Below are 12,151 nucleotides of genomic sequence, written 5' to 3'. Positions count from 1 at the left end.
CCCCTGCGGAGCGCTGGCCGGAAATCACTCCTTGAGGAGAAGAGAGTCATGTCCCTTGCACGCACGACGCTGGTCGCCGGTGCCGTGGTCTCGGCGGGCACGTTGCTGCTCGCGGGCTGCTCCGGGTCCTCGGGCGGTTCGTCGGCCGCGTCGCACGACGCGATCAACTACGCGCTGCCCGCGAACTTCACGCCGAACTGGATTCTGCCCATCGGCACGGCGGCGCACCTGAACTCCAACAACATCTCCATAGCCAACACGCTGTGGGAACCCCTCATCGCCTACGACGGTTCCACCGGCAAGGTCGCCTGGAACAAGGCGGGTTCGGTCGCCACCGCCGCCGACTTCGCCGCCGACGACAAGAGCGTGACGATCACACTCGGCAACCGGCACTGGAGCGACGGCAAGCCGGTCACCTCCCGGGACGTCGAGTTCTGGTTCGACGTGATCAAGGCCAACAAGTCCCTGTGGGCGGGGTACAGCCCCGGCAAGGCGCCGGACAACTGGACGTCGTTCAAGACGGTCGACGCCACCCACTTCACGATCACCTTCGACAAGGCCTACAACTCCCAGTGGATGCTGGCCAATGAGCTGAGCTCCATCACGCCGCTGCCGCAGCACGTGTGGGACAGGACCGGCGCCTCGGCGCCCGTGTCCGACGCGGACCGCACGACGGCGGGCGCCAAGAAGGTGTGGACGTACCTCAACACCGCCGCCCGCGACATCTCCGGCTACCAGTCGGACGCGATGTGGAAGACGATCAGCGGCCCGTACGCGATCAAGTCGTTCTCCACCTCCGGCAAGGTCGTCCTCGCCGCCAACAAGAAGTACGACGGCGGCGAGAAGCCCGGCATCCCCACGGTGAACCTGCTGCCGTTCACCACGGCGGACGCGGAGAAGAACGCGCTGCGCTCAGGGAGCGTCGACTACGGCTACATCGAGGCCACCGACCTCGACCAGAAGGCCAGCTTCACCAACCAGGGCTACACCGTGAAGCCGTGGACCGGCTGGGCCATCACCTACATGCCCTACAACTTCGACAACCCGGCGATGGGCGCGGTGTTCAAGCAGCTCTACGCCCGCCAGGCGATCCAGCGCAGCGTCGACCAGGCCAGCCTCTCCAAGGTCATCTTCAACGGCACCGCGGTGCCCGGCTACGGCCCCGTCCCGCAGGCCCAGACCTCCGACTTCGTGTCGTCGACGCAGGCCCACAACCCGTACCCGTTCTCCACCTCGGCCGCCCGTACGTTGCTGACCGGGCACGGCTGGAGCGAGCAGAACGGCGTCATGGTCTGCACGGACGCCGGGACCGGCGCGGCCCAGTGCGGCGCGGGCGTCGCCAAGGGCACGAAGTTCGAGATGAAGGTCCTCTCGCAGTCCGGGTCGACCGTGACGGACAACCTGATGAGCGCGCTCCAGTCGTCCTTCGGGCAGACCGGCATCAAGTTCTCCATCAAGACCGCGCCCGTCAACTCGGTGCTCTCGCAGACCCCGCAGTGCAAGGCCGGACAGTCGGTCTGCCAGTGGCAGCTGTCCTTCTTCGGCACCATGGGCAGCTGGTACTTCTCCGCCTTCCCGACCGGCGACTCGCTCTTCCAGAGCAACGGCGGCTCGAACTTCGGGAGTTACTCCGACGCGGGCGTCGACCGGCTGATCTCCGCGTCCACCACGTCGAAGTCGACGCAGGCCATCCAGGACTACAGCGCGGCCCTCGCCAAGGACCTGCCGGTGATCTGGCTGCCGGAGCCCGACTACCAGATCTCCGTCATCAAGAAGGGCCTCGGCGGCTTCTCGCAGGACTCCCTCGCCAACTTCCACCCGGCCCAGTGGAAGTGGACCAGCTGATGACCCGCCCGGCACCCGCACGCCACCCCCGACCGAGGACCGGCTGAGGCCAACTCATGGACACCTTCGCCTACCTGGCCCGGCGGACCCTCCAGGCCCTGATCGTCGTCCTGCTCGTGACGGTCGTCGTCTTCGGTCTGCTGCACGCCCTGCCCGGGGGGCCCGCACGCGGCATCCTCGGACCGCAGGCCAGCGCCCAGCAGATCGCCGACTTCAACCACGAACAGGGCCTGGACCGCCCGTTGCCCGTGCAGTACCTGCACTACCTGAACACCCTGCTGCACGGCGACCTCGGCACCTCGTACACGCTGAACGAGTCCGTCTCCTCGCTGATCGGCCAACGCCTCCCGAAAACCCTGGTGTTGAGTCTGCTCTCCGCGCTCGTGGGACTGTTTCTCGCGATCCCGCTGGGCATGTGGCAGGCGGTGCGGCGCAACCGGCCCGCCGACTACGTCATCACCGCGCTGAGCTTCGTGGCGTACTCGACTCCCGTGTATTTCTTGGGACTTGTGCTGGTGCTGGTGTTCACCCAGTGGCTGCCCTGGTTCCCCTCGCAGGCACCCCAGGGCGACACCCTCGGCCAGGTCTTCGCCCAGCCGAACGCCCTGGTGCTGCCGGTGGTGGCAGGCGCGGCCACCATGGTCGCCGTGTTCAGCCGCTACATGCGGGCCGCCACCCTGGAGAACCTCTCCGAGGACTACGTCCGCACCGCGCGGGCGGGCGGCTCACGGCCCACGGCGATCCTGTTCCGGCACGTCTTCCGCAACTCGCTGACCTCGGTGATCGCCATGCTCGGCTACTACGTGCCGGTGCTCTTCGGCGGCGCGATCGTCGTCGAGCAACTCTTCAACTTCCCGGGGATGGGGCTGTTGTTCTGGTCCGCCGCACAGTCGTCCGACTATCCGGTGCTGCTCGGCTGCGTGCTCGTCATCTCGGTGGCGACCGTGATCGGCACCCTGCTCGCGGACGTCGTCCAACGGCTCGTCGACCCCCGGGTGAAGGCCGGTGAGACCGCATGACCACCGCAGAACTCTCCTCAACTCCCGTACCGCGCAAGGAAGTCACCGGCTACCGGCTGGCCCTGCGGCGCTTCCGCCGCAATCGGCTCGCGGTCGCCGGGCTCGTCCTGGTCGTCGTGTTCCTGCTGTTCTGCTTCGCGGGACCGCTCCTGTACGCCACCGACCAGACCCACACCCACCTCACCGAGGTGAACCTCGCGCCGAACGGCTCCCACTGGCTGGGCACCGACGCCGTCGGCCACGACGAGCTGGGGCGGCTGATGTACGGCGGCAAGGTGTCGCTGCTCGTCGGGCTCTGCGCCGGGCTGCTCGCCACCGTCATCGGCACGGCGTGGGGCGCGGTCGCCGGATACGCCGGGGGCTGGGTCGACGCGGGGATGATGCGGGTGGTGGACGCGGGCATCGCCATCCCCGCCCTGTTCATCCTGCTCGTCGTCTCCGCGATCACCACCCCGGGCCTGGCCGGACTCATCATGATCCTCGGCCTGGTGTCGTGGCTGGTGCCGTCCCGCCTGGTGCGGGCGGAGACCCTCACCCTCAAGAACCGCGACTACGTACTCACCCTGCGCGCCATCGGCGGCGGCCACGGCCGGGCCATCGCCCGGCACATCCTGCCCAACTCGGTGTCCACGATCGTGGTCGCGGCCACCTTCCAGGTCGCCGACGCGATCCTGCTCGTCGCGTACGTGTCGTACCTCGGCCTCGGCGTGCAGCCGCCGGCCACCGACTGGGGCGGCATGCTCTCGGCCGGGCTCACGGCCGCGTACTCCGACCGCTGGTGGCTGATCGCGCCGCCGGGCCTCGCGATCATCCTCGTCGTCTGCGCGTTCAACGCGATCGGTGACGGGCTGCGGGACGCGTTCGACGTGAAGGGACGAGGATGAGCAACGCGACACACCCCGGGGCGACCGGCTCCGGGGCGAACGACGATCAGCGGAACGTCCTCCACGTCGACGCCCTGGGCGTGGCGTTCGGCACCGAGAACGGTGACGTGGCCGCCGTGCGGGGCGTGTCCCTGCGCGTCCGCCCCGGCGAGACCCTGGCCCTGGTCGGTGAGTCCGGCTCCGGCAAGTCCACCGTGGCCCTTGCCGCGTTGGGCCTGCTGCCGGGCAACGCCCGTACCACGGGCCGGGTTTCGATCGACGGCACCGAGATCACCGGCGCCACCGAACCGCACCTCGCCTCGCTGCGCGGCCGGACGGCGTCCATGGTGTTCCAGGAGCCCGCGACCGCCCTCGACCCGCTCACCCGGGTCGGCGCGCAGATCAGCGAGGTCATCCGCAACCACCGCCCGCTGTCCCGCGCGCAGGCCGCCGAGGAAGCGGTCCAACTCCTGCGCAGGGTGGGCATTCCGGAGCCGGAGAAGCGGGCGTCGGCGTTCCCGTTCCAGCTGTCCGGCGGGCAACGGCAACGGGTGGTCATCGCCATGGCCATCGCCAACGCGCCCGGCCTGCTGATCGCGGACGAGCCGACCACCGCCCTCGACGTCACCGTGCAGGCCGACATCCTCGACCTGCTGCGGGCGTTGGCGGCCGACTCCGGCACCGGCGTCCTGCTCGTGACCCACAACATGGGCGTCGTGGCCGACTTCGCGGACCGGGTCGCGGTGATGTTCCAGGGGGAGATCGTGGAGACGGGGACCGTGGAAGACGTCCTGCTGCGCCCCCAACACGCGTACACCAGAAGGCTGTTGGCTGCCGTTCCCCGGCTCGCGGTCGCGCAGGCCGGGGCAACGGCTCCGACGCCGGGCACGCCGTCCACGGTGACGGAGACCGACCTCACCCCGGCCGCGGCCGAGGTGGCCCCGGTGGTCGAACTCCGGGACGTGGCCGTCCACTTCGGGCGCGGCCGCCGTTCCGTCCACGCGCTGGACGAGGTGTCGTTCTCGCTGCGGCCCGGTGAAACCCTGGGCCTGGTGGGGGAGTCGGGGTCGGGCAAGTCGACGGCGGCCCGGGTCGCCCTCGGGCTGATCGCGCCCACCACCGGATCGGTGTCGCTCTTCGGCACCGATCTGCGCACGGCGCGCGGCCGGTCCCGGCGCGAACTCCTCGCCGGGATCGGTGTGGTGCTCCAGGACCCGGTGGCCTCGCTGGACGCGCGGATGAGCGTCGCCGAGTGCGTCGCCGAGCCGCTGCGGGTGCACCGCCGGTCCATGACGGCGGCCGAACGCCGGGAGCGGGTCGCCGAGTTGCTCGAACGGGTGCGGCTGCCGAGGGAGTTGGCGAACCGCGGCCCGCGTGAACTGTCCGGCGGGCAGCGCCAACGGGTGAGCCTCGCGCGTGCCCTGGTGCTCCAGCCCCGGCTGCTGGTGGCGGACGAGCCGACCAGCGCACTCGATGTCAGCGTGCAGCAGACGGTGTTGGAGGTGATCGGCGAACTCCAGGACGAGCTGGGCTTCGCCTGCCTGTTCGTCTCCCACGACCTCGCCGTGGTCCAGCGGTTCGCCCAGCGGGTGGTCGTCATGCGGGCCGGACGGATCGAGGAGGAGGGCGCCACCGCGACGACCCTGCTGCACCCGGAGACCGAGTACACCCGTCGGCTCATCGCCGCAGTCCCCGTGCCGGACCCGGTCCTGCAACGCCGCCGCCGTGCCGACCGGACCGCGACGCCCGCGACGGCGGAGGGCGCCGCGTGAGCACACCCGACCAGGCCCCGGCGGTCTACGCCGGGGTCGACATCGGCGGCACCACCACCCAGGTCGTCCTCTGCGACCCGGCCCGACTCACCGTCGTCGCCGCCCTGGAGGTGCCCACACCGGCGGCCGCAGGCGGAACGGCGATGGTGCGGGCGGCGCTGGGCGCGCTGGCCGCCCTGCTCGCACCGGACACGCCCCGCCTGCTCGGGGTGGGCGTGGGGGCGGCCGGCCTGGTGGACACGGACACGGGCCGGATACTCGTGGCCAGCGACTCGTTCACCGACTGGGCGGGCTTCCCGGTCACGGCGACCCTGCGGGCCGCGCTCGACGTGCCGGTCTTCCTGGACAACGACGTCAACGCGTTCCTGCGCGGCGAGGTGACCGGCGGCGCCGTCACGGGCGAACCGTACGTGCTCGGCATGACGTTGGGCACCGGTGTGGGCGGGGCGCTGTGGCTGGACGGCGCGCTGTTCGACGGCCCGCACGGCGCGGCGGGCGAGATCGGCCACGTCCCCGGCTTCGGCTCGCTCCCGTGCACCTGCGGCGGCCGGGGCCACCTGGAGACGGTCGCGTCGGGCCGCTCCGTCGCCGCCCGCTATACGGAGCGAACGGGCCGTGTCCGCACGGCACTTGAGGTCGCCGAGGCGGCCGATGGCGGCGACCTGGACGCCGTCGAGGTGTTCCGGGCCGCGGGCACGGCGATCGCCCGCGCGCTGCTGATCACGGCAGGTGTCCTGGACATCACGACGACCGTGATCGGCGGCGGGGTCAGCCGCGCCTGGCACCTGCTCCAACCGGCGATCACCTCAGCCCTGTCCGCCGAACCCCCCGTCTCCGGCCGCGAGTTGAAGGTCCTCCGCTCCCAACTGGGCCCCCACGCGGTGGCGGTGGGCGCGGCGTCCCGGGCCCGGAGCGAGCTGTCGTGACACCGGCGCCGGGCGAGGGCGGGGCGGTCCAACGGTGTCCGGCCAGGGCTTCCTTGGACTGCCGTGGGCTTCACCGGAGTGCCTCGGTGACCGTCGGTGAGGTTGGGGAGGGGGGCGCGCCGTCGGTGGGGTGAATACCCGGGGACGGGCGGCGGGGGTGGGTGTCATGGGCGGGTAGTTGGTCCGTCCGTACTCACCGTCTGGGAGGCGCTGTGCGCACCGGAGTTTCCACCGTCATGAGCTGGGGTTCCCACGGTCGGCGCGCGGCGCGCTGGCTCGCCGCCGGGTCGCTCGCCGCCTGTCTGACGGCTGCGGCGCTGCCCGCCGCAGCCGCGCCCGTCCATGGGGCGCCCTCGCGTGCCGCCGCCGTTCCGGCCGATGTGCTCACGCCTGCCTGGCCGTTGGAGAAGTTCCCGGCGCAGGTCGCCCGGGCCTGTGAGATCTGGGACGGGCTCGGCTGGCCGGGATCGCGCAAGGCGAAGGACTACCGGGCCCCCGACGCCCAGTACATCCGGGGCGGCAACCCGTACGGCAACCGCAGCGGGGATCTGCCGCACCAGGACACCTACCGCGAGTACGACGTCAACCCCCGCCCCACCGCCTCCACGCACCGGGACGCGGAACGCCTCGTCCGCGACCAGGCCGACGACCGGATGTGGTACTCCGACGACCACTACACCAACTTCCGTGAGATCGCGGGCGGTTGCTGAGCCGTCTGCCTCGGTTCCCGTGGGTCGCGGCGGGCGGGCGTCAGTCCGTCGCGACCAGGGTCAGCGCCTCGGCCGAGTGGTGCGCGGCGACGGCCCGCATGAACTCCCGGTCGGCGAAGTCCCCTTCGAGCAGCCGGAGCGGTCCTGCCGTCAACGACAGCCGCTGCGTGAGGGTGTAGAGCGCGAGCCGGTCCTCGTCGAGACCCTCGACCGCCAACGGCCGGTAGTACTCGGCGGGATGACGCAGCCGCAGGAAGACGTGCTCCCACTCGACGTCGAAGCACATCAGGTCCTCGACGTCGATCAGCACGGGGTTGCCGTCCCGGTCCAGCAGGACATGATCGAACCCCAACTCCCCGTGCACAACGGCGTATTCGGCACGAGGCCGGACGGCCGCGAGGAGTTCGCGCAGCCGTTGGTCCAGGCGGTCGTGGGCGTCCGCGATCCGCCGGTCCCGGGCAGCCGCCTCCGTCAGGCACCGCCGAGCGAAGTCGAACGCCGCTGCCTCGCAGGACGTTCCCCGCGAGGTTCCGCCGCCGTCGACCAGGGCGACCTTGCCGAACGTCGGCCCCCGGTGCCCCGCCATCGCCGTGAGGGCGTCGGCGAGGCGTACCACCGACGCCGCCGCCCCGTGCGGGTCGCGTTCCCGCAGGCCCAGCGCGCCCAGCCGGGCGTGAGCGGCCTCGAAGAGGTCGAGGCCGACGCCGGGGGACAAGGGACACCTGATGTCGTCGTCGCTCTCGCTCGTCGGCCAGTTGGTTCCGTGTCACTTGTCGAGGTGCCATGTCTGTGACTCCCTTTCAGGGGTGGAGAATTTCGGCCAATGAATGGTAAGCGGATTATCTCCTGAAGTGGTTTTAGTGGATTGTCATCGTACGTGTGAGATGCGGTGAAAACGGGTGCCGGATTTTGAGGGGCGTCGATATGGTTGGTCGGCGCGACACCGCCTGCGGTGGTTGCGAAGTGACGTCCCATTCGGTATGCGCAGTAAGGGGAAACTTGTGCTCTCGAAAACGAAGAAGGTGGCGCGAGCCGCGGCCGTGACGTTCGCCGCTGCCGCCGCGTTCACGATGGTCGCGTCGACCAGCCCCGCTTTCGCCATCGACCATGTCGAATGCCGTGGCGGCGAGAGCTTCCTGAAGATCTGGTCGCACAGCGGTTCGCGGCAGAGCGTGGACTGCTACGCGAACCGTGGGCGGACCTCCTTCGGCGGCTGGTGGGTCGACCGGATCTCCACCGGCAACAATGACCTCATCTATTACGACGCCAACGGCGACTCGGTGAAGATCCCCCGGTGGACCGACATCAAGTACCCGAACCGCCCGCCGAAGATCAAGGACATCGAGATCCTCTGACGCCGAGCGGCGTCGGACGACGAGGCTCTGAGGCCTCGCTGATATGCCGGTGCCGGTCATGCCGTTCTGGCGTGGCCGGCACCGGCTCGTGTCACGAATATGTTTCTCACCGGGAGCGTCGCTATCTTCTCCTGTCGTGAGAAACGACTCTTTCCCGATTCCGGAACTTCGCATGCGCGCCGCCGACGTTGAGGATTTTGAGGCGGTGCGGGACATGCACGGCAGGTGCAGTGCCGAGAGCCGTACCCGGCGTTACTGGACCAGCCAGCCGGAATTCTCCCGCACCAACTGGCATGCCCTCGCCGAACCGGAACGCGGCGTCACCGTCGTCGCGCAGGACGGCGATGCCATCGTGGCCATGGCGAACATCCTCTACCTCGACACCGCGGGCCACGCCGAGATCGCCTTTCTCGTGGAGGACGCCTGGCAGTCCCGGGGAGTGGGCACGGGGCTCGCGCGGCAGACGCTGGAATGGTGCAGGGCGGACGGGCTGGACACCGTCTTCGCGTGGGTCGGGGTGACCAACACCCGGATGTGCAAGCTGATGCGGGGACTTGGGGCCGATCACCGGGCGCTGGGCGACGGGGAATCGGAGTTCAGCTACGACCTGACGTGACACGCGGCCGTCCCGCAGGCCGTCCTTCGGCCGTCCTCGGGCCGTCCTAGATCCGACCTCGGGCCGTCTCTTCGGACACGTGAGCGTCGTCTGTCCGTCGCCAAGGGTAGGTCTCCCGTAGGAGAACGTGTGTGCAAGAACCTGCTGTGGAGGCATGGCGGGACCCTCCGTGGGCACGATGTCGCTGAGCAGGGCGTGGACCAGGCTGGTTCATCCCGGCCAACCGGCTCACACCGGCCCAGCCGGCCCGAGACCCGAGGAGGGCGCCATGAACCGCCAGACCCGCGTCCGTGTCACCCGTCGGCCCACCACCGTGTCCCGCGACACGCGGGACACCGGCATCGACCGCAGGACCCCTTCGGGGCGTCTGCTCCCTTACTGATGCTCCCTTACTGAGACCTACGGGTACCCCTGATCGGCGTTCGTAGACGGGCGTCCGTAGGGGGCATCCCTGGGCGGGTATCCCTGACAGGGGTTTCCCTGATGGGCTTTTCCGGCCCGGCGGGGTGTCCGCTCAGCGCAGGCAGTGTTCGACCGCTGTGCGCAAGGCCTGGCGGAGTTCCGGTGGCGGCGTCGGGCCGTCCGTCTCGACGCCCGCCGTGACGACCGCGGCGAGCGTGTGCAGCTTCGTGTTCGAGCGCTGTGAGGCCTCCCGCAGGATCTCCCACGCCTGCTCGGACGTGCAGGAGTGCGTGGCCATCAGGACCCCGCGCGCCTGGTCGATCACCGGGCGCGTGGTGATCGCCCTGCGCAACTGCTCGACCTCCGCCCGCAGGAGGCTCAACTCCTCCGCCCGCTCCCTGGAGACCGGGGACGGGACCGGCACCGTCGACGTCGCCGCCTCGCTCAGCCGGTGGGCCTGCGTACGGAGCGGGTCCGTCGTGTCCAGGCCCGTCAACTCCAGTACCCGGCGCGGCTGTCCGCTCCAGCGGGTCGCCGTCACCGGGATGCGGCGCAGCCGCCCGTAGGCGTCCAGCAGGTCGAGGACCTGGAGCCCGGCCGTGTCCATGAAGACCACGCCCGCCATGTCCAGATCGACCCGGCCGGTGCTGTCCGGCAGCGCGTCGAGGGTTCTGGCGACGGTGTCCGTACTGCCCTGGACCAGTTCACCGCGCGGGATGAGCACGGCTCGGTCGGCATGGCTGCGGCCCTCGATGGTCAGGGTGTCCAGTCGTCCCACCAGGGACGTACGGGACGGTCTGGGCGGGTCCTCTTCTCGTCGGTGCCCGACAGTGGTCATGACGTTGCGTCCCCGGAAGTGCGAAGTGGAAGGAAAGGAAGGGTGCGGTCGGAAGGAACGGGAGCGGTGGAGGAAGGGCGCGTGGCTGCCCCGCCGGACTCCGCGGGACGTCCCCCCGCCCGCCGGTCCTGGCGACCTCGACCTCCAGTTGCCCGCCGCCCGCCCGGGTACACCTCGCCCCTCGGCCAGGCGGCGCCCCGGGGTGCCGTTTCGGCCGCCGAGGGGAACGGCGATTTCTCCGGGGTACTCCGGCTGCTTGGCCTACTTCCGCAGGGCTACCTCTTCAGGGGGGACGGTCCCTGCCGGGGAACTGCCCCTGCTACCCCTACGGGTCGGGGGGTCACCTCTGGAGGGGCGCCTGCCACACCACCGTTGTCCCGCTCCCGTTCCCGCTTCCCCTAGGGGTCCCGGCCCCGTCGTCGTCAGGGGCGTCGCCAGTGCCGTCGCCAGTGCCGTCGTCCGTGGTGTGGCCGTTGTCGTGGACGGTCAGGCGGAGGCCGGCGCGGCCGTCGGGGAGGGTGGCCGTCGCGTCGACGGTGATCTCGACGCGGGTGACGCCCGGGCGACGGGTGGTGGAGGCGAGGGCACGGCGCAGGGCGGCCAGGAGATGACCGGCGGTGCGGTCCGGGACGCGGTGTTCGAGCGGGCCGGTGAAGTGGGTCGACGGCGCGAAACCGAGCCGCGCGGCCGCGCCCGCCGCCTCCCGCAGCACCCGGCCCCGGAACGTCGTCGGCGCCTCGGCGGGCGGCTGCTGGAGGGCGACGATCGTGGTGCGGACCTCCTGGATCGTCGACTGGAGTTCGTCGACGGCCCGGCCGAGCGTCTCGTGCACCTCGTCCACGGGGGCCCCGCGCCGCGTCGACTCCAGCATCATCCCGGTGGCGAACAGCCGTTGGATGACCAGATCGTGCAGGTCGCGGGCGATGCGGTCGCGGTCCTCGAACACCGCGAGCCGTTCCCGGCCGCGCTGCGCGTCCGCCAGCACCAGGGCGAGCGCGGCTTGCGAGGCGAACTGCGCCGCCAGCAGCCGTTCGACGTCGGTGTAGGGGCGGTCGCCGCGACGGCGGGGCAGGGCGAGGGTGCCGATGAGCCGGCCCTCCGTCTGCAACGGCAGCATCATGCTCGGCCCGAAACGGTGCCGTACCGGGGTGGTCATCCGGGGGTCGGTCGCCGAGTCGTCGATGAACACCGCTTCGCCGCCCAGGAGTTGGACGAGCACCGGGCTGCCGGGCCGGATGGTCGCGCCGACGACGGTGTCCGGGTCGTCGGGCGTGGACGCGGTCACGATCTCCATGCCGCCCTCGGGGGTGGGCTGGAGGATGACGCCCGCCGCCGCGTCGGCGAGGATGCGGGCCTGTTCGGCGACCGTCGTCAGGGCGTCGGCGGCACGCTCGCCGGTCAACAGCGCGTTGGTGACGGCGGCGGCGCCCTCGATCCAGCGCTCCCGCTGCCGGGCCGCCTCGTACAGGCGGGCGTTGCCGATGGCGATACCGGCCTGGGCGGCGAGCACGTGCAGCACCTGCGCGTCCTCGGCGGTGAAACGTTCGGCGCCCACCACGCCGTTCCCCCTCCCGTCGTTCCTCTTCCCGGCCCGCTTCCCCTGCTTCCCCTGCTGCTCCTGCGTCTCCCGCTGCTCCTTGCCGGTCAGGTGGAGGTGGCCGAATTCCTTGCCCCTGACATGGATCGGGACGCTCAGGGTGGCGCCGCTGTCCCCTAGATGAATGAGTCCGATGTTTTCAGTGGTCGTAGGCGATGAGTGAGCGTTTGACTGTGGCTCCGGTGTGCCAGTTGTGCCAGATCGCGGT

At 70.7% G+C, this 12,151-nt stretch carries 11 protein-coding genes; 8 read left to right on the top strand and 3 right to left on the bottom strand.

From position 1 onward, the window contains the following. Positions 1 to 48: 48 nt before the first annotated feature. The 6 genes from ACIQOU_RS35270 (at position 49) to ACIQOU_RS35245 (ending at position 7,135) form a co-directional block, all read left to right on the top strand. Positions 49 to 1,845 (top strand): peptide ABC transporter substrate-binding protein, encoded by a 1,797-nt coding sequence (locus tag ACIQOU_RS35270; protein WP_401544200.1) that lies wholly within the window; start codon positions 49 to 51, stop codon positions 1,843 to 1,845. A 56-nt stretch (positions 1,846 to 1,901) separates the two neighbouring features. Further along, complete coding sequence (locus tag ACIQOU_RS35265; protein ID WP_401544197.1) at positions 1,902 to 2,864, top strand: ABC transporter permease; 963 nt, start codon at positions 1,902 to 1,904, stop codon at positions 2,862 to 2,864. Next, positions 2,861 to 3,748, top strand: coding sequence for an ABC transporter permease (locus ACIQOU_RS35260; protein ID WP_401544195.1), 888 nt, complete (start codon positions 2,861 to 2,863; stop codon positions 3,746 to 3,748). The genes ACIQOU_RS35265 and ACIQOU_RS35260 overlap by 4 nt, the downstream gene beginning before the upstream one ends. Continuing rightward, positions 3,745 to 5,499, top strand: coding sequence for a dipeptide ABC transporter ATP-binding protein (locus ACIQOU_RS35255; protein ID WP_401544192.1), 1,755 nt, complete (start codon positions 3,745 to 3,747; stop codon positions 5,497 to 5,499). The genes ACIQOU_RS35260 and ACIQOU_RS35255 overlap by 4 nt, the downstream gene beginning before the upstream one ends. Continuing rightward, positions 5,496 to 6,425 carry an ROK family protein gene (locus ACIQOU_RS35250; RefSeq protein ID WP_401544189.1) on the top strand — a complete coding sequence of 310 codons (930 nt, stop codon included), beginning with the start codon at positions 5,496 to 5,498 and terminating at the stop codon, positions 6,423 to 6,425. The genes ACIQOU_RS35255 and ACIQOU_RS35250 overlap by 4 nt, the downstream gene beginning before the upstream one ends. 236 nt (positions 6,426 to 6,661) lie before the next feature. Further along, on the top strand, positions 6,662 to 7,135 hold the full coding sequence (locus tag ACIQOU_RS35245) for a ribonuclease domain-containing protein (RefSeq protein ID WP_401544187.1): 474 nt from the start codon (positions 6,662 to 6,664) through the stop codon (positions 7,133 to 7,135). A 40-nt stretch (positions 7,136 to 7,175) separates the two neighbouring features. Here ACIQOU_RS35245 and ACIQOU_RS35240 read toward each other — a convergent pair whose 3' ends face one another. Further along, entirely contained in the window at positions 7,176 to 7,850 is a 675-nt protein-coding gene (locus ACIQOU_RS35240) for a phosphotransferase (RefSeq protein ID WP_401544184.1), read from the bottom strand. A 286-nt stretch (positions 7,851 to 8,136) separates the two neighbouring features. Here ACIQOU_RS35240 and ACIQOU_RS35235 point away from each other — a divergent pair, with 286 nt between their 5' ends. Next, a complete protein-coding gene (locus tag ACIQOU_RS35235) occupies positions 8,137 to 8,490 on the top strand; it encodes a beta/gamma crystallin domain-containing protein (RefSeq protein ID WP_401544182.1) in 354 nt (117 codons plus the stop codon). Positions 8,491 to 8,662: 172 nt separating this feature from the next. Further along, a complete protein-coding gene (locus tag ACIQOU_RS35230; RefSeq protein WP_401544180.1) occupies positions 8,663 to 9,106 on the top strand; it encodes a GNAT family N-acetyltransferase in 444 nt (147 codons plus the stop codon). Positions 9,107 to 9,620: 514 nt separating this feature from the next. On the opposite strand, the gene ACIQOU_RS35225 is transcribed toward ACIQOU_RS35230, so the two are convergent. After that, complete coding sequence (locus ACIQOU_RS35225) at positions 9,621 to 10,346, bottom strand: ANTAR domain-containing protein (protein WP_401544177.1); 726 nt, start codon at positions 10,344 to 10,346, stop codon at positions 9,621 to 9,623. A 340-nt stretch (positions 10,347 to 10,686) separates the two neighbouring features. After that, positions 10,687 to 12,151 (bottom strand): GAF domain-containing protein (locus ACIQOU_RS35220; RefSeq protein WP_401544174.1); only part of this gene is annotated, 1,465 nt, incomplete at its 5' end.

The organism is Streptomyces sp. NPDC091279 (genome assembly GCF_044757465.1).
Lineage (GTDB): Bacteria > Actinomycetota > Actinomycetes > Streptomycetales > Streptomycetaceae > Streptomyces.
The sequence above is the reverse complement of the archived record's forward strand: the minus strand, read 5'-3'. Positions and strand labels throughout refer to the sequence as shown.